Below are 21626 nucleotides of genomic sequence, written 5' to 3'. Positions count from 1 at the left end.
GCTCTGCCTTGTCGCCGGGCAAGTGCCTGATGCGGCCATAGCAGTTCACCGTTTCATGGAAACGGCGACCTGCCATGGCTTTTTGCTTTGCCGCAATTCCGGACGGAAAACCGCTTCACACTTTTCCTGGAATTGCTTTAGAATGCGCGGAAAGTGACGACCGTGAAGGTGTCCTTGATTCCGGGAATAATCTGCACTTTCTCGTTGACGAAGTGGCCGACATCTTCCTCGTCGTCGACGTAGAATTTGGCAAGCAAGTCGTAATTGCCGGCGGTCGAGTAGATCTCCGAGGCGATTTCGGCATCGGCGAGCGCGCTGGCGACCTCATAGGACTTGCCCAGATCGCACTTTATCTGCATGAAAAACGTCTTCATTGCCGGTCCCGATCAAGCTTCAGCACTCAAGCGGCCCTTGTGGCAGACTGCCGCCCGGCTTTCAAGCATCAGGCGGAGCGGGCCTTGGCGACGGCTTGTCTCAGTTCGGACACGGGCATGCCGCGCCGGTACAGGTTGCCGCCGATGACCAGGGCTGGCGTGCCGCGCAGCTTGAAAGCCGTCGCCTGGGCTTCGGTGCGGACAAGGGCAGCGTCGATGTCGGGTTCACGGATGGCGAGGTCGGCACGCACCATCGCCACATCGACACCGACGGAAGAAAGGATGTCGTTGGTGCGGCGTTCCGAAAGGCCGCGCTGGTTGGTCATCAGCGCATCGACCGCCGCGCCATAGTGTTCGCCGCTCAGCAGCGTCACCCGCGCCGCGTCGCGCGACACGTCGCCGAAGATCGGCCAGTCCTTCATCACAAGCCGGACGCCGTTGTCCTCTTCCATCAACTTCTTCAGTTCGACGAAGACGAGCTTGCAGATCGGGCATTGATAGTCGACGAATTCGGCGATGGTGACGTCGCCATCGGGGTTGCCGAGCGCTGGAATGGCGGGATCGAAGGCGACTTCCGTGACAGTCGGCCCGGTGCTTGCCCAGGCGGGCAAGGGAGCCAAAACTGCGAGGCTTGCCGCGCCCTTCAGCAAAAGGCGCCGGTCGATCGGCTGCTTGAACATGGTCGTCCCCTGGTTGCGCGAACGGGTCCCCACCCGTCCCTACGATGCGCGCCCCGCGTTAAAGGAGGCTTAAGCATGATCATGTGGCACTTGCGTGGCGAATATTGCGGTTGCTGAAACCGTGAGGCTCCGCAAACCGTATGGTATGATGCGTCCCGGGACAGGTTTTGTTGGGGGACAATGGAGACAGGCCATGCGCCGCACCGCATTCGCAGTTGTTTCATTGCTGTTCGCGTTGTTCGTGTCGGCAGCCCTTGCCGGCGACGCCGAAGTCAAGGCCGGCCAGGCCGTCATCGATGGTCAGTTGAAGGCGCTCATCGCCAATGATGGCGCCAAGGCGTACAGTTTCGCCGCTCCAAATGTGAAGCGCATCTTTCCGACCGTCGACACCTTCATGAACATGGTGACCAACGGCTATCCGCCGGTGCGCCAGCCGCAGAGCTATTCCTTCGGCAAGGTCGAGCAGATGGGGCCAACTTCGCTAATCCAGCAAGTGCTGATCGTTGGGCCCGACGGCAAGGACTATGAGGCGGTCTACACGCTGGAACAGCAGCCCGACGGCAGCTTTCAAATCACCGGCTGCAGCTTGCGCGCAGCGAATTCGCTCAGCACCTAGATGTGCTTATAGCACCGGAATATCGCCCCTCGCCCATCCCTCTGAAATGTCTGATGTGTGCGCCTCGAAGGCCTTTGCCTCGATCGCGGCGCGAATGTCCTGCATCAGCTTCTGATAGTAAGACAGGTTGTTCCAGGTCAGAAGCATCGCGCCCAGCGCCTCCTGCGAGCGCACGAGATGATGCAGATAGGCGCGTGAATAGTCGCGTGCCGCCGGGCAGTCACTCTCCTCGTCCAGCGGCCGCGGATCGTCCGCATGGCGGGCATTCCTGAGATTGACCTTGCCGCGCCTGGTATAGGCCAGGCCATGGCGGCCGGCGCGGGTCGGCATCACGCAGTCGAACATGTCGATGCCGCGCGCCACCGATTTCACGATGTCGTCCGGCGTGCCGACGCCCATGAGATATCGAGGCTTGTTGTCAGGCAATTCCGGACAGGTGATCTCCAGCATATCCAGCATCACCGCTTGCGGCTCGCCGACGGCCAGGCCGCCGACGGCATAGCCCTTCAGCTCCATCGCGCTCAGCGCCTGCGCCGAGCGCACCCTGAGTGCTGCGTTGTCGCCACCCTGGACGATGCCGAACATGGCCTTGCCGGGCTGGTCGCCGAACGCTGTCTTGCAGCGCTCGGCCCAGCGCAGCGACAGCTCCATCGCGCGCTCGATCTGCTTGAGGTCGGCCGGCAGCGCTGTGCATTCGTCGAGCTGCATCTGGATGTCGGAATCGAGCAGGCCCTGGATCTCGATCGAGCGCTCCGGCGACATCTCGTAGGCAGCGCCGTCAATGTGCGAGCGAAAGGTGACGCCCTTCTCGGTCAATTTTCTGAGCTTCGACAGCGACATGACCTGAAAACCGCCACTGTCGGTCAGGATCGGCTGCGGCCAGCGGGCGAATTCATGCAAGCCACCAAGCCGCGCCACGCGCTCGGCGCCGGGCCGCAGCATCAGATGATAGGTGTTGCCCAGGATGATGTCGGCGCCGACGCCGCGCACCTGGTCCATATACATGGCCTTGACCGTGCCGCCGGTGCCGACCGGCATGAAGGCCGGCGTGCGGATTTCGCCGCGCGGCATGGTGATGGAACCGCGCCGCGCCTTGCCGTCAGTGGCGAGGATCTTGAAGGTGAATGTCTCAGCCATTGAATTCCTTGTCATGGACAGGCGCGCCTGGCGCCTGCCTGTCGAGCGACTGCCGGTAGTGGATGCAGCCGCGCATAAATCTCGGCCAGGGCGGCACGGCAATCGATGGATCGGTCCTTTCCGGCAGCAGATCCCACAGGTTGGGGTGATGCCAGCAAATCGTGGCCGGTGGCATCGCGATGCTGGCGAATGCCGGCACGCAATTTCTTCACTTCGGCGATCAGGCTCTCGCGATCAAAAGCTTGCAGGTCATCGTCCATCGCTCATCTCCGCTCGATAAAGCAGGCTTGCGTCTCCGTAGGAGTAGAATCTGTAATCGTTCCCGATGGCATGCGCATAGGCCGCGCGCATTGTATCGAGGCCGCTGAAGGCCGTAACCAGCATGAACAGCGTCGAACGCGGCAGATGGAAATTGGTCATCAGCAGGTCGGCGGTCTTGAACCGATAGCCCGGCGTGATGAAGATGTCGGTCGGGCCGGACCAGGCGGTCAGCGAGCCATCAGGCCGTGCCGCGCTCTCCAGCAGGCGCAGCGAGGTCGTGCCGACAGCGATGATGCGCCCGCCCCGCGCCTTGGCGCCATTCAGAGCGTCGGCTGTTGCTTCGCTGACCGAGCCGGTCTCGGCATGCATCTTGTGGTCAGCGGTATCGTCCGCCTTGACCGGCAGGAAGGTGCCGGCGCCGACATGCAAGGTGACGAAGCGGCGTTCGATGCCTTTGGCGTCGAGCGCGGCAAACAGCTCCGGCGTGAAATGCAGGCCTGCGGTGGGGGCAGCGACTGCGCCCTCCTCCTTGGCATAGATGGTCTGGTAATCCGTCAGGTCGCGCGCGTCGTCGTTGCGCTTGGAGGCGATATAGGGCGGCAGCGGGATGTGGCCGACGGCGCGCAGCGCTTCGTCGAGAAACGGGCCGGAGAGGTCGAAGCCGAGCAGCACCTCGCCCGCCTCGCCCTTCTCGATCACCGTGGCGTCGAGTTGGCCGAGAAAACAGGAATTGCCGTCATGGCCGAAATGGATGCGGTCGCCGGCGGCGATGCGCTTGCCAGGCCGCATGAAGGCCAGCCAGCGGTCCGGCGCCATGCGCATATGCAGCGTGGCGTCCACCTGCGCCTGCGCTTCGCCGCGCCGCCTGATGCCTCTTAACTGGGCAGGAATGACCTTGGTGTCGTTGAAGACCAGAACATCGCCAGCCCTGAGCAAGGACGGAAGGTCGCCAACCGTGCGATCCGAAAGACCCTCGCCCGGCCTGACCACCAGCATTCTGGCGCTGTCGCGCGGCTCGGCCGGGCGAAGCGCGATGCGCTCCTCAGGCAGGTCGAAGTCGAAGAGGTCGACGCGCATCAGTAGAGCCGGACGAGCAGCGCTCCGGCCAACAGCAGCACCGCGCCGGCGATGCGGCCGAGCGAAATCTCGCGCGCCGCCACGCCGAGAAAGCCGACGCGATCGATCAGCATGCCGGCCAGCAACTGGCCGGCAACCAGGAACGCCATCAACGCGGCTGCACCAATGCGCGGCGTAAGAATGGTTGACAGGGTAACATAGAAACCGCCGAGCATGCCGCCGGCGATGAACAGCCAAGGCGCCGGCGCCTTCCAGTCGAGCGAGATGTCCTGCAGCCGCACAACGGCAATGGAGATGATACCAAGCACGATCGCGCCCGACAGGAACGAAAACGCAGCAGCCGCGACCGGGAGCCCCAGGCCGCGCGCCAGCTGCGAGTTGATCGGCGCCTGGACGGCGATGAAGGCGCCTGACAGGATGCCGAGCAGCGACCAGACCACGCCCATCATCTTCGTTTGTCCTTACTTGACGTCGGCCGCGACCTTCAGCGACACGATCTTGTCGGGATCGACCACCGGCTCACCGCGCTTGATCTTGTCGACATTGTCCATGCCTTCGATGACCTGGCCCCAGACCGTGTACTGGCGGTTGAGGAAAGCGGCATCGTCGAAGCAGATGAAGAACTGCGAATTGGCCGAGTTCGGGTTCTGCGAACGGGCCATCGAGCAGGTGCCGCGACCATGGTTGGCGTTGGAGAACTCAGCCTTCAGGTCCGGCTTTTCCGAGCCGCCCATGCCCGCACGCGAAGGCGCGAAGGTCGGCTTCGACGAATTGCCGAACTTCACGTCGCCGGTCTGCGCCATGAAGCCTTCGATGACGCGGTGGAAGACCACGCCGTCATAGGCGCCTTCGCGGGCCAGTTCCTTGATGCGGGCGACGTGGCCGGGAGCCAAATCGGGGAACAGTTCGATGACGACCTTGCCCTTGGTCGTTTCCAGGATGAGCGCGTTCTCGCGGTCCTTGATCTCAGCCATGTCGTATATCCTTTATCTCAGAAAACAGATTGATTTGATTGGTTTACTTGTCGGCGGCGATGCGTACCTTGATCATGCGGTCGGGCTCGCTGACCGTGCCGTTGTCGGCCTCGTCGCCCTTCTTGATCTTGTCCACCATCTCCATGCCGCTGACGACACTGCCAACGATGGTGTACTGGCCATCGAGGTTCGGCGCCGGCGCGAACATGATGAAGAACTGCGAATTGGCGGAGTTCGGGTCCTGCGAGCGGGCCATGCCGAGCGTGCCGCGCTTGAAATGTTCGCTTTGCGAGAATTCGGCCGGCAGGTCGGGCAGGTCTGAACCGCCGGTGCCGACGGCCTCGGGGCTGAACCCCTTCTTCATGTTGCCGAACTTGACGTCGCCGGTCTGCGCCATAAAGCCGTTGATGACCCGGTGGAATGCGACATCGTTATAAGCGCCTTCACGCACCAGCTTCTTGATCTGCGCGACATGCTTGGGTGCCAGGTCGGGGCGTAGCGCGATGGTGACGTCGCCGTTCTTCAAGGTGATGACCATGGTGTTTTCCGGTTCGGCGGCGAAGGCCGAAACGGATGAGGTCACGAGACCGGCAAGCACGACGAGGAACGAGGCGAGCTTTTTCAGCTGCATAAGGGATCTCCGAAGGTCTTTGTTAGGGTGCATGTCGTTGCCCCAAAAACCGGCATCCACTTTGGGGCGACATGCACTATTTCGCGAATTTGGCGGTGAGCGCACCGGCAACGGCGGCCGGTACGAAGGGACGGATGTCTCCGCCCATCGAGGCTATCTGGCGCACAAGTGTGGCGGTAATGGTGCGTACCGATGGGCTGGCGGGCAGAAAAACCGTCTGCAGTTCCGGCGCCATGGTCTCGTTCATGCCAGCCATCTGCATCTCGTAATCGAGATCGGTGCCGTCGCGCAGGCCTCGGATCATGATCGAGGCGCCATGCTTGCGGGCCGCGTCGATGACCAGCCCGTCAAAGGCGACAACCCTAATGCGGGCTCCGTCGCGGCCGAATTCGGCGTTCGTCGCGGCCTCGATTAGCTTCACCCGTTCGTCGAAGGAAAACAGCGGCGTCTTGCCGGGATGGGTGCCGATCGCCGCATATACCGTGTCGGCGACAGCCAGCGATGCCTTCAGCACATCGAGATGGCCGTTGGTCAGCGGGTCGAAGGAGCCGGCATAAAGGGCGATGCGATCGGTCATGGGAGGTGCTTCTAGCGGGGCATTGGGCGGAAGGCAAATGCGATTGGGAACATCTGCGTGAACCTTTTCGCAGACATGAACGACAGATGAATGCCTTGATCACGAAGACTTCACGCCGCGTTCGCTAGTTTGCACTTCGGAAGATGAAACCAAAACCCGATCTAACCGTTGGATAGGCGCAGGAGAACACGCACATGCTGATCTACATGCTCGCCACCGCAATGACCGTCGCCATGCTGATCGCCACCGCATTCGGATTGCATAGCGAGGCAGAGCGCGTCCGTGTCCGCACAAAGCGGTTCGAAGGTTTCGGCGCTCGCTGGCCCCACCGTCGCCCCTGATTTATTGCTAGTTTCTTGTTTGCGCCGGCCCATCGGGCCGGCGTTGTTGCTCAAACCTATTCGGTGCTGTCCGGTACGGCATCTCCGGCGCCGGCCTCAATGACACCCTCTTCGACATCCTCGTCGGCCTGCGGCTCCGAAATCCGTTCGACCGAAACGACCTTCTCGCCTTCGGCGGTGTTGAAGATGGTCACGCCCTTGGTGGCGCGGCTGGCGAAACGGATACCGTTGACCGGCACCCGGATGACCGTGCCGCCATCCGAAACCAACATGATCTGGTCGTCATTGCCGACCGGGAAAGTCGCCACCAGCTGGCCGATCTCGGCCACCTTCGACACGTCGGTGGCTCGGATGCCTTTGCCGCCGCGTCCGGTCAGGCGGAAATCGTAGGATGACGAGCGCTTGCCGTAGCCATATTCGGTCACCGTCAGCACATACTGCTCATGCGCCTTGAGCTCTTCGTAACGGCTGTCGGAAAGCTCGGTCTCCTCGCCAATCTCCTCATTGGTGAGTGCAATCTCTTCTTCCTCGCCGGTCACCTCGGCGGCAAGCCGCCGCTCCAGTGCTGCCCGCTTGAGGTAGGCGGAGCGTTCCGCCGGTGAAGCATCGACATGCTCGATCACCGACATGGAGATGATGCGGTCGGTCTCGGCCATGCTTATGCCGCGCACGCCGACCGAATTGCGGCTCTGGAAGACGCGCACATCGCCAACGCGGAAGCGGATGCACTGGCCGGAGCTGGCGGTCAAAAGCACATCGTCATTGTCTGTGCAGGTCTCGACGCCGAGAATCTCGTCGCCCTCCTCCTCCAGCTTCATGGCGATCTTGCCATTGCGGTTGACCTGGACGAATTCGGACAGCTTGTTGCGGCGAACGGTGCCGCGCGTGGTGGCGAACATGACGTCGAGTTCGCCCCAGCTGGTCTCGTCCTCGGGCAGCGGCATGATGGTGGTGATGCGCTCGCCCTGCTCCAGCGGCAGCATGTTGATCAGCGCCTTGCCGCGCGACTGCGGATTGCCGATTGGCAGCCGCCAGACCTTTTCCTTGTAGACGATGCCGCGCGAGGAGAAGAACAGCACCGGCGTATGCGTGTTGGCCACAAACAGCCGGGTGACGAAATCCTCTTCCTTGGTCGACATACCGGAGCGGCCCTTGCCGCCGCGGCGTTGCGCCCGGTAGAGCGACAGCGGCACGCGCTTGATGTAGCCGGAATGGCTGACGGTGACGACCATGTCCTCGCGCTGGATCAGGTCCTCGTCTTCCATGTCGGCGCCGCCGTCGGTGAGCTCGGTGCGGCGCGGCGTGCCGAACTCGTCGCGCACGGCGGCAAGCTCGTCCTTGACGATCTGCTGGATGCGGGCGCGGGACGACAGAATATCGAGGTAATCCTTGATCTCGTCGCCGATGGTGTTCAGCTCGTCGGCGATTTCGTCACGGCCGAGCGCGGTCAGGCGCTGCAGGCGCAGTTCGAGGATTGCGCGCGCCTGTTCCTCGGAGAGGTTGTAGGTGCCATCCTCATTGATGCGATGGCGCGGATCGTCGATCAGCAGAATCAATGACTCCACGTCCCCGGAGGGCCAGCGCCGCTCCATCAACTGCTCGCGCGCCGTCTGCGGATCGGGCGCGGTGCGGATCAGCTTGATCACTTCGTCGATGTTGGCGACGGCGATGGCGAGGCCGACCAGCACGTGGGCGCGGTCGCGCGCCTTGCGCAGCAGGAATTTCGTGCGCCGGCTAATCACCTCTTCGCGGAAGCTGACAAACGCCTTCAGCATGTCGGTCAGGTTCATCACTTCCGGCTTGCCGCCGTTCAGCGCCACCATATTGGCGCCGAAGGAGGTCTGCAGCGGCGTGAAGCGGTAAAGCTGGTTGAGAATGACGTCGGCGACAGCGTCGCGCTTCAGCTCGATGACGACGCGGTAGCCCTGGCGGTCGCTTTCGTCGCGAATGTCGGAAATGCCTTCGATGCGCTTGTCGCGCACCAGCTCGGCCATTTTCTCGATCATCGAGGCCTTGTTCACCTGGTACGGGACTTCCGTGATGATGATCGATTCACGGTCGTTTCCGCGCTGTTCGACATTGACCTTGCCGCGCATGACGATGGAGCCACGGCCAGTCGCATAGGCGCTGTAGATGCCGGAACGGCCGAGCACAATGCCGCCGGTCGGGAAATCGGGACCCGGAATGATCTCCATCAGCGCCGGCAAGTCGATTGCCGGATTGTCGATGATGGCGATCGCGCCGTTGCAGATCTCGGCCAGATTATGCGGCGGAATGTTGGTGGCCATGCCGACGGCAATGCCCCCGGAACCGTTGACCAGAAGGTTGGGGAAGCGCGCCGGCAGCACCTTCGGCTCGGTGTCGGAGGCGTCATAAGTCTCCTGGAAATCGACGGTTTCCTTGTCGATGTCCTCCAGCAGCTCATGTGCGACCTTGGTCAGCCGCGATTCGGTGTAGCGCATCGCCGCCGGCGGATCGCCGTCGATGGAGCCGAAATTACCCTGCCCGTCGATCAGCGGCACGCGCAGAGACCAGTCCTGCGCCATGCGCACCAAGGCGTCGTAGATCGAGGCGTCGCCATGCGGATGGTATTTACCCATCACGTCCGCGACCGGGCGGGCCGATTTCACATATTTGCGGTTCCAGTGGTAGCCGCTCTCATGCGCCGCATAGAGAATGCGGCGGTGCACCGGCTTCAGGCCGTCGCGCACATCGGGCAGCGCACGGCTGACGATCACGCTCATGGCATAAGAGAGGTAGGAGCTCTGCATCTCCTCGATGATGGAGATGGGCTCGATGCCGGTAGGGCCGCCGTCGGCGCCGCGCGGGGGTTTTTGGTCGGTCAAATCGGATCACAATCTAATCAGGAATCACTGACCGCTTATATAGGAAGCACGGCCGAAACTCCAATATTCGTGGTGCTTTTCCAATGACGATTTCAGTGGTAATTTCAAATGGATAAAGCTGATTGCGACGATTTGGCCATAACGCATTTCGCCGCCGCCAGGGCAAAAGCCTGCGATGGACCGTTTTCCAAGCCAAGAACGTATCAGGAGGCAGGCGGACGCATTAGCGGGTAGCCACCCGCCGGGCGCGATAGTGGCCAGGCGTCTCACCCATGACGCGCCGGAAACGGCGGTTGAACGTCGACAAATCGTTGAAACCGGCCTCGAAGGCGATTGCCGAGATGGCATCGCCTGACATGCGCAGCCGCACCGCCGCGCGGTGCAGCCGGGTTCTCAGCAGAAACTGATAGGGCGTCATGCCGGCGACCTGCCGGAAGGTGCGCAGGAAATGATACGGGCTGGTCGCCGTCGCGCAGGCAAGCTCGGAAAGCGAGACCGGCCTGTCGGCATTGAGCTCGATCTGCCGCACCGCCTCGGCAACCCGTTTCTGGTCGCGGCGGCTCGGCGGTCGAACGCCAGGCACCGCATCGCTGGCGACGGGCAGTGCTGCGCCGGCAACTGCCAGTGCTGCGCCGGCAATTCGCAGGCCAAGCTCTTCAAAGGCGTCGATGTCGACCATCTCGCGCGCCGCTTCCGCCTCGGCCAGCAGCGATGCGAGCGCCGGCAAGGGCGGCATATGCGGCACGCCGAAGGCGAGCTTGCTCGCGCCGGGCACGTCGCTGGCGATGCGGTCGAGATAGGCCGGAGCGAAGTGGAAGGACAGGCAACGGTCGCCGGCGCCATGCTCATGCCCGCATTCATAGCAGGCGCCGACATTGCCGAGCAGGATTGCGCCCGGCGCCAGCATGGCGGCGCCTTGCCTGGTGCGGTAGCGGAAGGTGCCGCTGGTGACAGCGGCAACGCAGAAGGTGTCGTGCGCCTCCTCGAACGGGCGGTCGCCGGCGCCGGCCGTGCACAGCACGTCGGACACATGCCAGCCCTGCCCCGATGCCAGGTTTTGTTCGCTCGTCGTCATGGCTTGAAAGATAGCAATTTTTCCCAAGCGCGACACCCTGCCGGGGCCTATCGCTTGCAGCCTCCTGACACAACGAAGGCAGCAAGTATGATCGGTACATCCTCCTTTGCCGAAGCGCTCCACAGCGACGGCCCCAACCCCGGTCTGGCTGACAAGCTTGATCTCTACGGCCGCTTCGTCGGCGCCTGGACATTCGATGCCACGCGCCATCTCGAGGACGGCACGGTTCTCACCGGACGCGGCGAGGTGCATTTCGGCTGGGTCCTGGAAGGCAGGGCGATCCAGGATGTATGGATCCTGCCCGCGCGGGATGCCGGCCCCTCGCCTTCTCTCGGCAAATGGACTTTCTATGGCACAACGCTGCGGGCCTATGATCCCGGCTCGGATGCCTGGCACATCTTCTGGAGCGACCCGCGCAACCAATACTACAGCCGCCAGCTTGGTCGCGCCGAAGGCGACACGATTGTGCAGGTCGGCGCCGACGGCACTGGTTCCTCGGTCCGCTGGAGCTTTTCGCGCATCACCAAAGACAGCTTCCGCTGGCTCGGCGAGCGTTCGCACGACGATGGCAAGACATGGCGTCTCGAAGTCGAGTTCCTGGCGCGCCGCGTCGCCCACGACTGATGACGCAACATATTGCAAAAAGGTGACCAAAAGCATGCTTGGCCATGTCTCGATCGGCGTCCGCGACACCAACGTTTCGAAGCCCTTCTACGATGCCGCGCTAAAGCCGCTCGGTTATTCCTGCCTCAGCCAGTCGCCAGGCTCACTGGGTTATGGTGCGCAAGCCGTCGCGCTGTGGGTGAACGACGCGGAGCGGCCAGTGCCATCGGACGAGAAGTCCGGTCTGCATTTCTGCTTTGCCGCGCCGACGAGGCAGAGTGTCGTCGCCTTCCATGCCGCCGCCTTGCGTGCAGGCGGCAGCGACAATGGCGCGCCGGGCCTGCGCGCCGACTATGGCGAGGACTATTACGCTGCCTTCATCGTCGATCCCGACGGCTATCGCCTGGAGGCCTATTGCAACGCTGCCGCCTAACATAGCCGGCGTCTCCGGTATCGGCATCTCAGACGGTTCCCACCGGCCAGGCTTTGCTCTACCACTATCGTGGCGCAGGGGTCCGGCCCGGCGGGAGGGGTCAGCGATGCCGAGTTTCGACAGCCTGTTCAACGCCTTCGTCACCATTCTGGTGACCATCGACCCGCCAGGTCTCGCGCCGCTCTTCCTCGCGGTGACACGCGGCATGACCCGCGAGGAACGTCAGCAGGTTTCGGTGCGCGCCTCGATCATCGGCTTCCTGGTGATGGCGCTGTTTGCGGTGGCCGGGGCGTCCATCCTGTCGGTGTTCGGCATCACGTTGCCGGCTTTCCGCGTCGCCGGCGGGTTTTTGCTGTTCTTCATCGCGTTCGAAATGGTGTTTGAGCGCCGCCAGGACCGCAAGGAGAAGATCGGCGACGTCGCCATCACCAAGGACATGATCCACAACATCGCGGCCTTCCCGCTGGCGATCCCGCTGATCGCCGGCCCCGGTGCGATTTCGGCGACTGTGCTACTGTCGGGCTCTTTTCAGGGTTTTGCAGCACAAGCGGCGCTGGTCGGCATCATCTTCGTCTGCCTTGCCATCACCTATCTGGTGTTCGTGCTGTCGGAGCGCATCGACCGCATCCTCGGCCAGACCGGCCGCTCGATCCTCACCCGCCTGCTCGGCGTCATCCTGGCCGCGCTTGCGGTTCAGTTCGTCGCGGATGGCATCAAGGCGCTGATGGCGGGGTAAGCGGCAGCCCCTGCTCCCTGCTCCCTGCTCCACCGCCGTATCGACGACCTCGAAATCGTGGGTGATGACAGCCGTCTTGGCCAGCATGGCCGAGGCCGAGCAGTATTTCTCGATCGACAGGTTGATGGCGCGCTGGACCTTGTCGCGCGACAGCGCGTGGCCCGTGACGATGAAATGCATGTGGATGCGGGTGAAGACTTTCGGGTCGGTTTCGGCCCGGTCGGCGTCGAGTTCGACAACACAGTCCTCGATCGCCTCGCGGCCTTTTTCGAGGATGTGGACGACATCATAGGCCGAGCAGCCGCCGGTGCCGATCAGCACCAGTTCCATCGGGCTCGGACCCGGCGTCTTGCCTTCCGGCCCGGGGGCGGTTCCCAGCACCAGTTTGTGGCCGCTGCCGGACTCGCCGACGAAGGTGCGCTCCTCGACCCATTTGATCCGTGCTTTCACGGCAATCTTCCTTTCAGAAAGCGTCACTGGCCGAAGACGACCGTGTGCATGATCCGCCCCGGCAGCAGCGTGAACACGCCGGCGCCGATCAGGGCGAAAACATACAGCGATATCATGACCCTGCCATGTTTGGCGACCCGATGCATATGCGCGTGCCAGACCGCCAGCGGCACGGCGATCAACACTAAAATCGACAAGAGATGGATCGGGCTGAACGGACCGACGAGGCGTATCTGCTGGCGACGACCAGCATCAGCGCCGCCCAGGCATAGCCGACGACACGATGACGCGTCGTGCCTTTCGGCAGCGCCAGTTGCGTAGCGCCAATGGCCAGCGCGGCAAGGGCCGCGAAGGCGTGCCATGGAATGGGAGGGCGCGCCGATAGAAGCGGTCCGAGCGACATCGCGCCCTCTCCTCAGATATCGCTGACTACCGTCAGCTCAGAACGGGATTTCGTCGTCCAGTTCGCGCGACGAGCCGCCGCCACCGCCGCCCTTGGAACCGCCGCCACCGCTGTTGCCGCCGCGGTTGAAGCTCTCATTGGGGCCAGACTGGCCGAAATCCGAGCCACGGCTCGCGCCGCCGCCGCCGGCATAGTTGCCGACCTGACCGCCGCCCTCGCCGCGAGAATCGAGCATCTGCAGCTCGCCGCGGAATTTCTGCAACACGACTTCGGTCGTGTACTTGTCGGCGCCGGTCTGATCCTGCCATTTGCGTGTCTGCAGCTGGCCTTCGACGTAAACCTTCATGCCCTTCTTCAGGTACTGCTCGGCGACCTTGGCGATCTGGTCATTGAAAATGACGACGTTGTGCCATTCGGTCTTTTCCTTGCGCTCGCCGGAATTCTTGTCGCGCCAGCTTTCCGACGTGGCGATGCGGATGTTGACGACCGGGTCACCGGAATTCAGGCGGCGGATTTCAGGGTCCGCGCCGAGGTTGCCGACCAGAATGACCTTGTTGACGCTACCCGCCATGACACTTCTCCGCGCTCATCCGAACCAAATTTCAAGTCGTTCACCTTACAGGCCGCGGACAATCCTGGCTTGCCGCGGCTGGCTTTTCCCACAAGGTTTTTGTTCCCTTTTCGTTCCTATACTGTTAACCACGGATTGTCAAGGAATGGCAGCAATCGCGGACGCGGGCGCGTGGATTTAGCTGACACGCAGGGGCGAGAAGCGGTGTCGTCAGCGCCGTTTTTTAGCTGGTCGCAACGGACCGAAAAAGCCGCTCCACTCCATGCCCATGGCATGGGCGCGCTGTGCGATCACGGTTGGTGCCGACATCAGCCCGACTGCAGGTTCAGATTTCAGAGCCGGGTCATTCAGCAATTTCCCGATCGCGCGCCCGTGCCACCAGACCTGAGCGACGAGCGCCGCTACCACCGCGATCAGGCCCCAGGTCCCCAATCCTTCGCCGAAGATGTAAATCCCGTATGGCGGCGATAGCGCCGTACCCAGCTTGGCCAACAAGATCACGGCCATGAAACCGATGACGGCGATGGCGCCTATACCGAGGACGAGGCGGCGATAGAGCCTCAGAGCCTCGTTGAGGTTCTCGGCGGACGAACGATCGACGTTGGAATTCATAAATACTACTCCTGCCTCGCCATGATCGACCCATCTTGTTGCCCATGGATTAGAGGCCCGGCAGGATCCAATCAATACGGGGCATTCAAAACACCCCTTGCCAAATCGATAAGTATCGACTTATGCTTTTGCCATGATCGAAGCAGAGATTTTTCGCGCCCTGGCCGACCCGACGCGACGCGCCGTCTACGAGCGGCTGACTTCCGGCGAGATGAGCGTGTCGGAGTTGCGCACTGGCATGAGCGTGTCGCAGCCGGCGGTGTCGCAGCACCTTGCCGTGCTGCGCGGCGCAGGCCTGGTCAGCGAAAGACGCGCCGGCCGCAACGCCTACTATCGCGCCGATCCGCAAGGGCTCGAGCCGCTGCTCGGCTGGATCGAACGCTACCGCGCATTCTGGCCGGAGCGCATCGAAAGACTGAAGGCCGTTTTGAAGGACATGGACCAATGACCGACGAAAAGCAGACGCAGACCGCCAAAGATGCCCTCGCCTTCGAATGCGATCTGCCGGACGCACCGGAAAAAGTGTGGCGGGCACTGACCGTGCCGGACCTCTTGGCGGAATGGATGATGCCGAACGACATCAATCCGGAAACCGGCAGCCGCTTTGCCTTTGCCGGGCCTGAGAAGCCGATCGAGTGCGAAGTGCTCGATGCCGAACCGGGGCGCCTGCTGCGCTATTCCTGGCGCGAGCGTTCCGGCGACGCCGACCGCGAGGAGCTGGAGAGCATCGTCACCTTCACACTCGCCCGCACCGTTTCCGGCGGCACGCATCTGCGCATCGTCCATGACGGGTTTGTCCTGACGCCTGCGGTCGCGATGGCCGGCGCCGGCTGCCGGCTCTGGCTGCGCGCATACAAGCCCAAACCGCCTGTCGCCGCCAACGCGCCACGCCTGTTGCTGCGCGCTGCCTGACCCGGAAAAATCAAAACGGAGACAATGAGATGAGCGGCTTTGCCAATCTGGTGCCGATGGTGATCGAGCAATCGAGCCGCGGCGAACGTGCCTTCGACATTTTCTCGCGGCTGCTGCGCGAGCGCATCATCTTCGTCAATGGCGAGATCAATGACGGCATGTCGGCGCTGGTCTGCGCCCAGCTTCTGTCGCTGGAATCGGACAATCCCGACAAGGAGATCTCGCTCTACATCAACTCGCCGGGCGGCGTGGTGACCAGCGGTTTCGCCATCTACGACACGATGCAATATGTCAGCTGCCCGGTGTCGACCGTGTGCATGGGCTTTGCCGCGTCGATGGCCTCCTTCCTGCTGATGGCGGGAACGCCGGGGCGGCGCATCGCGCTGCCCAATGCCAGCATCGTGCTGCATCAGCCTTTGGGCGGCTTCCAGGGCCAGGCCTCCGACATCCAGCGTCACGCCGAAGGCATTTTGCGCACCAAGCGGCACATGGCCGACCTCTACGCTCACCATTGCGGCCGCACCCACGAAGAGGTCGAACGCACGCTCGACCGCGATTTCTTCATGACCGCGAAGGAGGCCAAGGACTGGGGCCTCGTCGACCACGTCTTCGACACCCGCAAGCAGGCAGCGGCCTGATCGGCGGATTGAATGCAGGCCGGTGTTCCCTCAATTTCAACGCCTCTGGTCTGGCCTCGCCTTGAGCGCGGCACTATAGTCTTGCCATGCGCTACCACCTGAACAGACTGACCATAGCCATTGCCATCACGGCGGCGACATCGAGCATGGCCTTTGCCGGGGGCAGCACCAGCACGTCGCGGAAAGGCGCCCTGCCCGGCGTGGCCGGCGACTACCGCATCGCCAAGCCCGCGCCGCAGCCGGAGCCGGACGACGCGCTGCCTCCCGGCGAGAACGGCACGTTCAAGATCGGCGACACCGATGTCAGGATTTCCGGCAGCATCACTGTCGATGTCGGCACGGGTGGGATCAAGCCGCCGCGCCGGTAGCCCCTTCTCCCAGCTACCATACGGGAGAGAAAGCCTGCGCCGACGACTTCCTCGCAAAAGAACAGCCCCGCCGTTGCTTCCGCTAACGGTCGGGGCTTTTTTTTGGATTCCAAATCCAAACTGCCGGTAGTGTTATACCGACTTTGATTTCGGATGCTTCGCGGCATTCAGCCGACTATCCGACTAGCCGTCTCTGATTTTTGTGGGATTCGGCAGGTCACGGTTTGTCTGGTGGTTTGTTGGACTGACGCGATGCGTTCGTTTGGACGCATACACTCCAATGCCTTGAAACTACCTGGCAATTATGCCCGCCGCGGCTCCACTAGCAGGTGGAGCCTCAAGGGACTATCCGGTGGCGTCATGCTCCGCTCCTATGTCCGTTGCGACTGGTGTCAATCCGAAGCACAAATCGCAAAAACCTGCGGCGTCTCGCAGGCCGCTATGGGCGGCGAGGCCATCAAAGACGGCCGGCTCCGTTGACTCCGGCAGAGTGCGCCCCTGATTTGACGGCGTCAACCTTGAATAGCCGGTTACGGAAAATGTGATCGTCGGGAGCTTACGTCAGGGTCAGTTTCTGAAACACCCTTGTCAGTTTCTGCACAGCTTTGTCAGGAGCGTGTTCGGTCTTTGTTCTTTCCGCTTGCCCGTTCGCGCGAAAGACGGTTAAACGGCTTTGGTCGAGAAGTGTGGCGTCTCTCGACGTGGCGGCAAAAATACCTACATAGGGAATGGCCGGGAAAACCCGCCGATCCCACTGACACCAGACCTGAGGCGGCGACCGGCGATGGCCGACCATAAATACCTTTCCATTCGCGGGGCACGCGAACACAACCTAAAGAATGTCGATCTCGACCTGCCGCGTGACAGCCTGATCGTCATGACCGGCCTGTCGGGCTCCGGCAAATCGTCGCTTGCTTTCGACACCATCTATGCCGAGGGCCAGCGCCGTTACGTCGAGAGCCTGTCGGCTTATGCGCGCCAGTTCCTCGAAATGATGCAGAAGCCGGATGTCGACCAGATCGACGGCCTGTCGCCGGCCATCTCGATCGAGCAGAAGACCACGTCGAAGAACCCGCGTTCGACGGTCGGCACCGTCACCGAGATCTACGACTACATGCGCTTGCTGTTCGCGCGCGTCGGCATCCCCTATTCGCCGGCGACCGGCCTGCCGATCGAGAGCCAGACGGTTTCACAGATGGTCGACCGGGTGCTGGCGGTCGAGGAAGGCACGCGCCTTTTCCTGCTGGCGCCGATCGTGCGCGGCCGCAAGGGCGAGTATCGCAAGGAACTGCTGGAGCTGCAGAAGAAGGGCTTTCAGCGCGTCAAGGTCGACGGCGTCTTCTATGAGATCGCCGATGTGCCGGCGTTGGACAAGAAGTACAAGCACGACATCGACGTCGTCGTCGACCGCATCGTCGTGCGCGGCGACCTGGCAACACGGCTTGCCGATTCCATCGAAACGGCGCTGAAGCTCGCCGAAGGGCTGGCGGTGGCCGAGTTCGCCGACCGGCCGCTCGACGCCAGCCAGACCGGCGAGGACTCGGTCAACAAATCGAAGAACGAGACGCATGAGCGCATCCTGTTCTCGGAAAAATTCGCCTGCCCGGTTTCCGGCTTCACCATTCCGGAGATCGAGCCCAGGCTGTTCTCGTTCAACAACCCGTTCGGCGCCTGCCCGACCTGCGACGGCCTCGGCAATCAGCGCGCCATCGACGCCAGCCTGATCGTGCCGGACGAAAACGTCTCGCTGCGCGACGGCGCCGTCAGCCCGTGGGCGAAATCGACCTCGCCCTATTATGCGCAGACGCTGGAAGCGCTGGGCAAGGCATACGGCTTCAAGCTCGGCGACAAGTTCAAAGACCTGACCGAAGAGGCTAAGGATGCCGTCCTGCGTGGCACCGGCGAGCGCGAGGTCACCTTCCAATATGATGACGGCCTGCGCTCCTACAAGACCACCAAGACGTTCGAGGGCGTCATTCCCAATCTCGAACGGCGGTGGAAGGAAACCGAATCCGCCTGGATGCGCGAGGAGATCGAGCGCTTCATGTCGGCGACGCCCTGCCCGGTCTGCAAGGGATACCGGCTGAAGCCGGAAGCGCTGGCGGTGAAGATCGCCGGCAAGCATATCGGCGAAGTCACAGAGCTGTCGATCCGCAAGGCCGACCAGTGGTTCACCGAACTGCCGCCACATCTCAACGACCAGCAGAACGAGATCGCGGTGCGCGTTCTCAAGGAAATCCGTGACCGCCTGCGCTTCCTCAACGATGTCGGCCTCGACTATCTGACGCTGTCGCGCAATTCCGGCACGCTGTCGGGCGGCGAGAGCCAGCGCATCCGTCTGGCGTCGCAGATCGGCTCCGGCCTCACCGGCGTGCTCTATGTGCTGGACGAGCCGTCGATCGGCCTGCACCAGCGCGACAATGCCCGCCTGCTCGACACGCTCAAGCATCTGCGCGACATCGGCAACACGGTGATCGTCGTCGAGCATGACGAGGACGCCATCCTGCATGCCGATTATGTCGTCGACATGGGTCCGGCCGCCGGCATTCATGGCGGCGAGATCATCGCCCAAGGCACGCCGCAGCAGGTGATGGCCAATCCCAACTCGATCACCGGTAAATATCTGTCGGGCGCGCTCGAAGTCGCCACGCCCGGTGTCAGGCGCGAGGCCAAGAAAAACCGCCGGCTGAAGATCGTCGGCGCGCGCGGCAACAATCTCAAGAACGTCACTGCCGAAATCCCGCTCGGCACTTTTACCGCCGTCACCGGCGTGTCTGGCGGCGGCAAATCGACCTTCCTGATCGAGACGCTGTTCAAGGCGGCGTCGCGCCGCATCATGGGCTCGCGCGAGCATCCGGCCGATCACGACCGCATCGAGGGCCTCGAATTCCTCGACAAGGTCATCGACATCGACCAGTCGCCGATCGGCCGCACACCGCGTTCGAACCCGGCCACCTACACCGGCGCCTTCACACCGATCCGCGACTGGTTTGCCGGGTTGCCCGAGGCCAAGGCCCGCGGCTATCAGCCGGGCCGCTTCTCCTTCAACGTGAAGGGCGGCCGCTGCGAGGCCTGCCAGGGCGACGGCGTCATCAAGATCGAGATGCACTTCCTGCCCGACGTCTACGTCACGTGCGACGTCTGCCACGGCAAGCGCTACAACCGCGAGACGCTCGACGTCCTGTTCAAGGGCAAGTCGATCGCCGACGTCCTGGACATGACGGTCGAGGAAGGCGTCGATTTCTTTGCCGCCGTGCCCGGGGTGCGCGACAAGCTGGAGACGCTGAAGCAGGTCGGCCTCGGCTACATCCATATCGGCCAGCAGGCGACGACGCTGTCGGGCGGCGAGGCGCAGCGCATCAAGCTCGCCAAGGAATTGTCGCGCAAGGCGACCGGCAAGACGCTCTACATCCTCGACGAGCCGACCACCGGCCTGCACTTCCACGACGTCGCCAAGTTGCTGGAAGTGCTTCACGAACTGGTCGACCAGGGCAACACGGTGGTGGTCATCGAGCACAATCTCGAAGTCATCAAGACCGCCGACTGGGTGCTCGACCTCGGCCCCGAAGGCGGCGATGGCGGTGGCGAACTGGTGGCACAGGGCACACCGGAAGCCATCGTGCGCGAAAAGCGCAGCTACACCGGCCAGTTCCTGAAGGAGCTTTTGGAGCGGCGGCCCGGAGGCAAGCGCGAAGCGGCGGAGTAACTGACAGACCGGTCGGGCGCCTGGAGAGCTTTGAATGACAGTCCGACAGGCGCTTGCCGGTGATCTCGACGCAGTCGTCTCGCTGACGCAGACCGCCTATGAGCACTACACGCCCCTGTTAGGCGCGCCGCCGCTCCCAGTCACCGAGGACTATGCGCCACGCATCGAGCGTGGCGAGGTCTGGCTCTTGGAGAGCGGCGCGGAACTCGCCGGGCTGATCGTTATTGAGCGCCATCCCGATCATGCGATGATCTTCAGCGTCGCGGTCTCCCCCGCTTTCCAGGGCAGGAAACTCGGCACCGCGCTGCTCGACTTCGCCCAGGAACAGGCGCGGCTATGGGGTGTGCCGGAGGTGCGGCTCTACACCAATTCGCGCATGGAGCGGAACATCGAGATCTATACGGCCTATGGCTTCCACGAAACGGGCCGCCGAGCCAATCCCCACCGTCCCGGATGGATCGTGGTCGACATGATCAAACCGGTTGGAAAAATAGCCTGACCGCATTTTTAGAATGGGAGGAAGACGATGATCAGCCAAGGAACAATCCGCGCCGGGATGGGCGGCTGGACTTTCGAACCCTGGGATACGTCTTTCTACCCGGACAAGCTTTCCAAGGCCAAACAGCTAAGTTACGCCACCCGCCAGGTGCCGAGCATCGAGGTCAACGGCACCTACTATTCCAGCTTCAAGGAGCCGACCTTCGTCAAATGGGCGGGAGAGGCGCCGGACGGTTTCGTCTATTCGCTGAAGGGCAATCGCTTCGTCACCAACCGCCGCGTGCTTGGCGAAGCCGGCGAGTCCATGACGCGCTTCCTCGGCTCCGGCGTTGCCGCGCTGGGCGACAAGCTGGGCCCGATCCTGTGGCAGTTCGCGCCGACGAAAAAGTTCGACGCCGACGATTTCGAGGCCTTCCTGAAGCTGCTGCCGGAAAAGCAGGATGGCGTGGCGCTGCGCCATGCGCTGGAAGTGCGCAACGACAGTTTCAGCGTGCCGGAATTTGTGGGCCTGGCGCGCAAATACAAGGCGGCAATCGTCTATGCCGACCATGCCAAATATCCTGGTATCGCCGACATCACCGGCGATTTTATCTATGCGCGGCTGCAGACCGGCAGCGACGACAATCCGGATTGCTATACGCCGAATGGCCTGGACGAATGGGCAGCGCGGGTGAAGACCTGGGCGCAAGGCAAGCAGCCGGCCGATCTGCGGCGCGCCGATCCGACTTTCGACGCGCCGGTGAAACCGCGCGATGTGTTCGTCTACTTCATCACCGAGGGCAAGGTGCGCGCGCCGTTCGGCGCCATGGCGCTGATGAAGCGGGTGAGCTGATCGGTTAAAGCGCGTCGCGCTGAAACGGATTCATACGACGCGATTTAAGTCTTTGTCTTGATGCATGCCGTTGTCCCAGAACCGCGGCACACTTCTGGGCGACATGCATTAGGAGCAATTCCAGGAAAAGTGTGGAACGGTTTTCCCGGGAAAGCGGTCAGCGCTTTCCCTTGAAAAGGGTTTCAACCCAGAATTGCTACGATGAACCGAAGCGTGATAGCTTATGCGCATCGTAACCTTATCGATACCTCCATCCTGCATAAATCCGGTGCGGG

The 21626-nt window shown here is 62.5% G+C and carries 26 protein-coding genes and 2 pseudogenes; 12 read left to right on the top strand and 16 right to left on the bottom strand.

The annotated features are described in order from the left end of the window. Positions 1 to 137: 137 nt before the first annotated feature. Positions 138 to 374, bottom strand: a complete 237-nt coding sequence (locus tag NKI96_RS02330; RefSeq protein WP_023670963.1) for an Lrp/AsnC family transcriptional regulator — start codon at positions 372 to 374, stop codon at positions 138 to 140. Positions 375 to 442: 68 nt separating this feature from the next. Next, complete coding sequence (locus NKI96_RS02325) at positions 443 to 1054, bottom strand: DsbA family protein (RefSeq protein WP_023693402.1); 612 nt, start codon at positions 1052 to 1054, stop codon at positions 443 to 445. Between the two features lie 193 nt (positions 1055 to 1247). Between NKI96_RS02325 and NKI96_RS02320 the strand changes: the two genes are divergently transcribed. Further along, on the top strand, positions 1248 to 1670 hold the full coding sequence (locus tag NKI96_RS02320; RefSeq protein WP_023684643.1) for a DUF4864 domain-containing protein: 423 nt from the start codon (positions 1248 to 1250) through the stop codon (positions 1668 to 1670). A gap of 6 nt (positions 1671 to 1676) precedes the next feature. Here NKI96_RS02320 and tgt read toward each other — a convergent pair whose 3' ends face one another. The 7 genes and pseudogenes from tgt to coaD all read right to left on the bottom strand — a co-directional run bounded on the left by tgt (position 1677) and on the right by coaD (position 6327). After that, positions 1677 to 2807, bottom strand: a complete 1131-nt coding sequence (tgt, locus tag NKI96_RS02315) for a tRNA guanosine(34) transglycosylase Tgt (RefSeq protein ID WP_023684642.1) — start codon at positions 2805 to 2807, stop codon at positions 1677 to 1679. Then, positions 2800 to 3067 (bottom strand): annotated as a pseudogene (locus tag NKI96_RS02310) (hypothetical protein). The gene tgt and the pseudogene NKI96_RS02310 overlap by 8 nt, the downstream one beginning before the upstream one ends. After that, positions 3057 to 4145 (bottom strand): tRNA preQ1(34) S-adenosylmethionine ribosyltransferase-isomerase QueA, encoded by a 1089-nt coding sequence (gene queA, locus NKI96_RS02305; RefSeq protein WP_023822230.1) that lies wholly within the window; start codon positions 4143 to 4145, stop codon positions 3057 to 3059. The pseudogene NKI96_RS02310 and the gene queA overlap by 11 nt, the downstream one beginning before the upstream one ends. After that, positions 4145 to 4594, bottom strand: coding sequence for a DMT family transporter (locus tag NKI96_RS02300; RefSeq protein ID WP_023822231.1), 450 nt, complete (start codon positions 4592 to 4594; stop codon positions 4145 to 4147). Before NKI96_RS02300 ends, queA begins: the two co-directional genes overlap by 1 nt. 12 nt (positions 4595 to 4606) lie before the next feature. Further along, the gene (locus tag NKI96_RS02295) at positions 4607 to 5119 is read right to left on the bottom strand and encodes a peptidylprolyl isomerase (protein WP_023696509.1); all 513 of its coding nucleotides are present in this window, start codon (positions 5117 to 5119) and stop codon (positions 4607 to 4609) included. A 43-nt stretch (positions 5120 to 5162) separates the two neighbouring features. Beyond that, complete coding sequence (locus NKI96_RS02290; RefSeq protein ID WP_245260645.1) at positions 5163 to 5657, bottom strand: peptidylprolyl isomerase; 495 nt, start codon at positions 5655 to 5657, stop codon at positions 5163 to 5165. Between the two features lie 169 nt (positions 5658 to 5826). Then, the gene (gene coaD / locus NKI96_RS02285) at positions 5827 to 6327 is read right to left on the bottom strand and encodes a pantetheine-phosphate adenylyltransferase (protein ID WP_023726681.1); all 501 of its coding nucleotides are present in this window, start codon (positions 6325 to 6327) and stop codon (positions 5827 to 5829) included. 194 nt (positions 6328 to 6521) lie between these two features. Here coaD and NKI96_RS02280 point away from each other — a divergent pair, with 194 nt between their 5' ends. Further along, positions 6522 to 6668: a hypothetical protein gene (locus NKI96_RS02280; RefSeq protein WP_023670953.1), complete on the top strand. Its 147-nt coding sequence runs from the start codon at positions 6522 to 6524 to the stop codon at positions 6666 to 6668. A 56-nt stretch (positions 6669 to 6724) separates the two neighbouring features. Here NKI96_RS02280 and gyrA read toward each other — a convergent pair whose 3' ends face one another. Continuing rightward, the gene (gyrA, locus tag NKI96_RS02275) at positions 6725 to 9514 is read right to left on the bottom strand and encodes a DNA gyrase subunit A (RefSeq protein ID WP_023696506.1); all 2790 of its coding nucleotides are present in this window, start codon (positions 9512 to 9514) and stop codon (positions 6725 to 6727) included. 223 nt (positions 9515 to 9737) lie between these two features. Continuing rightward, positions 9738 to 10589, bottom strand: coding sequence for a helix-turn-helix transcriptional regulator (locus NKI96_RS02270; RefSeq protein ID WP_352802760.1), 852 nt, complete (start codon positions 10587 to 10589; stop codon positions 9738 to 9740). 87 nt (positions 10590 to 10676) lie between these two features. On the opposite strand from NKI96_RS02270, the gene NKI96_RS02265 reads away from it, so the two are divergent. The 3 genes from NKI96_RS02265 to NKI96_RS02255 all read left to right on the top strand — a co-directional run bounded on the left by NKI96_RS02265 (position 10677) and on the right by NKI96_RS02255 (position 12361). Further along, positions 10677 to 11213 (top strand): hypothetical protein, encoded by a 537-nt coding sequence (locus tag NKI96_RS02265; RefSeq protein WP_023706193.1) that lies wholly within the window; start codon positions 10677 to 10679, stop codon positions 11211 to 11213. Positions 11214 to 11247: 34 nt separating this feature from the next. Further along, complete coding sequence (locus NKI96_RS02260) at positions 11248 to 11625, top strand: VOC family protein (RefSeq protein WP_352802758.1); 378 nt, start codon at positions 11248 to 11250, stop codon at positions 11623 to 11625. Positions 11626 to 11731: 106 nt separating this feature from the next. After that, positions 11732 to 12361: a MarC family protein gene (locus NKI96_RS02255; RefSeq protein WP_352802755.1), complete on the top strand. Its 630-nt coding sequence runs from the start codon at positions 11732 to 11734 to the stop codon at positions 12359 to 12361. 27 nt (positions 12362 to 12388) lie between these two features. Here NKI96_RS02255 and NKI96_RS02250 read toward each other — a convergent pair. The 5 genes and pseudogenes from NKI96_RS02250 to NKI96_RS02235 form a co-directional block, all read right to left on the bottom strand. Next, positions 12389 to 12811: pseudogene (locus NKI96_RS02250) on the bottom strand (OsmC family protein); the annotation flags it as partial. Positions 12812 to 12834: 23 nt separating this feature from the next. Beyond that, a complete protein-coding gene (locus NKI96_RS32500) occupies positions 12835 to 12993 on the bottom strand; it encodes a DUF2306 domain-containing protein (RefSeq protein WP_502900244.1) in 159 nt (52 codons plus the stop codon). 2 nt (positions 12994 to 12995) lie between these two features. After that, positions 12996 to 13214, bottom strand: a complete 219-nt coding sequence (locus NKI96_RS32495) for a DUF2306 domain-containing protein (RefSeq protein ID WP_502900243.1) — start codon at positions 13212 to 13214, stop codon at positions 12996 to 12998. A 37-nt stretch (positions 13215 to 13251) separates the two neighbouring features. Continuing rightward, entirely contained in the window at positions 13252 to 13785 is a 534-nt protein-coding gene (gene ssb / locus NKI96_RS02240; protein ID WP_023670946.1) for a single-stranded DNA-binding protein, read from the bottom strand. A gap of 210 nt (positions 13786 to 13995) precedes the next feature. Continuing rightward, complete coding sequence (locus NKI96_RS02235; protein WP_352802752.1) at positions 13996 to 14397, bottom strand: ABC transporter ATP-binding protein; 402 nt, start codon at positions 14395 to 14397, stop codon at positions 13996 to 13998. Between the two features lie 133 nt (positions 14398 to 14530). Between NKI96_RS02235 and NKI96_RS02230 the strand changes: the two genes are divergently transcribed. The 7 genes from NKI96_RS02230 (at position 14531) to NKI96_RS02200 (ending at position 21351) form a co-directional block, all read left to right on the top strand. After that, positions 14531 to 14845, top strand: coding sequence for an ArsR/SmtB family transcription factor (locus tag NKI96_RS02230; RefSeq protein WP_023670944.1), 315 nt, complete (start codon positions 14531 to 14533; stop codon positions 14843 to 14845). After that, complete coding sequence (locus tag NKI96_RS02225; protein ID WP_023746155.1) at positions 14842 to 15309, top strand: SRPBCC family protein; 468 nt, start codon at positions 14842 to 14844, stop codon at positions 15307 to 15309. The genes NKI96_RS02230 and NKI96_RS02225 overlap by 4 nt, the downstream gene beginning before the upstream one ends. Before the next feature lie 29 nt (positions 15310 to 15338). Next, on the top strand, positions 15339 to 15947 hold the full coding sequence (locus tag NKI96_RS02220) for an ATP-dependent Clp protease proteolytic subunit (protein WP_023684630.1): 609 nt from the start codon (positions 15339 to 15341) through the stop codon (positions 15945 to 15947). Positions 15948 to 16093: 146 nt separating this feature from the next. Continuing rightward, a complete protein-coding gene (locus NKI96_RS02215) occupies positions 16094 to 16315 on the top strand; it encodes a hypothetical protein (RefSeq protein WP_032906241.1) in 222 nt (73 codons plus the stop codon). Between the two features lie 784 nt (positions 16316 to 17099). Further along, a complete protein-coding gene (gene uvrA, locus NKI96_RS02210) occupies positions 17100 to 20021 on the top strand; it encodes an excinuclease ABC subunit UvrA (RefSeq protein ID WP_023693385.1) in 2922 nt (973 codons plus the stop codon). 34 nt (positions 20022 to 20055) lie between these two features. After that, positions 20056 to 20520, top strand: a complete 465-nt coding sequence (locus NKI96_RS02205; RefSeq protein ID WP_023693384.1) for a GNAT family N-acetyltransferase — start codon at positions 20056 to 20058, stop codon at positions 20518 to 20520. Between the two features lie 27 nt (positions 20521 to 20547). Further along, positions 20548 to 21351, top strand: a complete 804-nt coding sequence (locus tag NKI96_RS02200) for a DUF72 domain-containing protein (RefSeq protein ID WP_352802749.1) — start codon at positions 20548 to 20550, stop codon at positions 21349 to 21351. Positions 21352 to 21626 lie beyond the last annotated feature (275 nt).

Origin of the sequence: Mesorhizobium sp. M0292 (assembly GCF_040321695.1) — a bacterium.
In the GTDB taxonomy this organism is placed as follows: domain Bacteria; phylum Pseudomonadota; class Alphaproteobacteria; order Rhizobiales; family Rhizobiaceae; genus Mesorhizobium.
This window is presented reverse-complemented; position numbering and strand designations above follow the sequence as displayed.

Bases quoted from the DNA above. Each gene is read 5' to 3' on its own strand.
- NKI96_RS02330 (WP_023670963.1), bottom strand. From the start codon at position 374: ATGAAGACGTTTTTCATGCAGATAAAGTGCGATCTGGGCAAGTCCTAT.
- NKI96_RS02325 (WP_023693402.1), bottom strand. From the start codon at position 1,054: ATGTTCAAGCAGCCGATCGACCGGCGCCTTTTGCTGAAGGGCGCGGCA.
- NKI96_RS02320 (WP_023684643.1), top strand. From the start codon at position 1,248: ATGCGCCGCACCGCATTCGCAGTTGTTTCATTGCTGTTCGCGTTGTTC.
- tgt (WP_023684642.1), bottom strand. From the start codon at position 2,807: ATGGCTGAGACATTCACCTTCAAGATCCTCGCCACTGACGGCAAGGCG.
- queA (WP_023822230.1), bottom strand. From the start codon at position 4,145: ATGCGCGTCGACCTCTTCGACTTCGACCTGCCTGAGGAGCGCATCGCG.
- NKI96_RS02300 (WP_023822231.1), bottom strand. From the start codon at position 4,594: ATGATGGGCGTGGTCTGGTCGCTGCTCGGCATCCTGTCAGGCGCCTTC.
- NKI96_RS02295 (WP_023696509.1), bottom strand. From the start codon at position 5,119: ATGGCTGAGATCAAGGACCGCGAGAACGCGCTCATCCTGGAAACGACC.
- NKI96_RS02290 (WP_245260645.1), bottom strand. From the start codon at position 5,657: ATGGTCATCACCTTGAAGAACGGCGACGTCACCATCGCGCTACGCCCC.
- coaD (WP_023726681.1), bottom strand. From the start codon at position 6,327: ATGACCGATCGCATCGCCCTTTATGCCGGCTCCTTCGACCCGCTGACC.
- NKI96_RS02280 (WP_023670953.1), top strand. From the start codon at position 6,522: ATGCTGATCTACATGCTCGCCACCGCAATGACCGTCGCCATGCTGATC.
- NKI96_RS02270 (WP_352802760.1), bottom strand. From the start codon at position 10,589: ATGACGACGAGCGAACAAAACCTGGCATCGGGGCAGGGCTGGCATGTG.
- NKI96_RS02265 (WP_023706193.1), top strand. From the start codon at position 10,677: ATGATCGGTACATCCTCCTTTGCCGAAGCGCTCCACAGCGACGGCCCC.
- NKI96_RS02260 (WP_352802758.1), top strand. From the start codon at position 11,248: ATGCTTGGCCATGTCTCGATCGGCGTCCGCGACACCAACGTTTCGAAG.
- NKI96_RS02255 (WP_352802755.1), top strand. From the start codon at position 11,732: ATGCCGAGTTTCGACAGCCTGTTCAACGCCTTCGTCACCATTCTGGTG.
- NKI96_RS32495 (WP_502900243.1), bottom strand. From the start codon at position 13,214: ATGTCGCTCGGACCGCTTCTATCGGCGCGCCCTCCCATTCCATGGCAC.
- ssb (WP_023670946.1), bottom strand. From the start codon at position 13,785: ATGGCGGGTAGCGTCAACAAGGTCATTCTGGTCGGCAACCTCGGCGCG.
- NKI96_RS02235 (WP_352802752.1), bottom strand. From the start codon at position 14,397: ATGAATTCCAACGTCGATCGTTCGTCCGCCGAGAACCTCAACGAGGCT.
- NKI96_RS02230 (WP_023670944.1), top strand. From the start codon at position 14,531: ATGATCGAAGCAGAGATTTTTCGCGCCCTGGCCGACCCGACGCGACGC.
- NKI96_RS02225 (WP_023746155.1), top strand. From the start codon at position 14,842: ATGACCGACGAAAAGCAGACGCAGACCGCCAAAGATGCCCTCGCCTTC.
- NKI96_RS02220 (WP_023684630.1), top strand. From the start codon at position 15,339: ATGAGCGGCTTTGCCAATCTGGTGCCGATGGTGATCGAGCAATCGAGC.
- NKI96_RS02215 (WP_032906241.1), top strand. From the start codon at position 16,094: ATGGCCTTTGCCGGGGGCAGCACCAGCACGTCGCGGAAAGGCGCCCTG.
- uvrA (WP_023693385.1), top strand. From the start codon at position 17,100: ATGGCCGACCATAAATACCTTTCCATTCGCGGGGCACGCGAACACAAC.
- NKI96_RS02205 (WP_023693384.1), top strand. From the start codon at position 20,056: ATGACAGTCCGACAGGCGCTTGCCGGTGATCTCGACGCAGTCGTCTCG.
- NKI96_RS02200 (WP_352802749.1), top strand. From the start codon at position 20,548: ATGATCAGCCAAGGAACAATCCGCGCCGGGATGGGCGGCTGGACTTTC.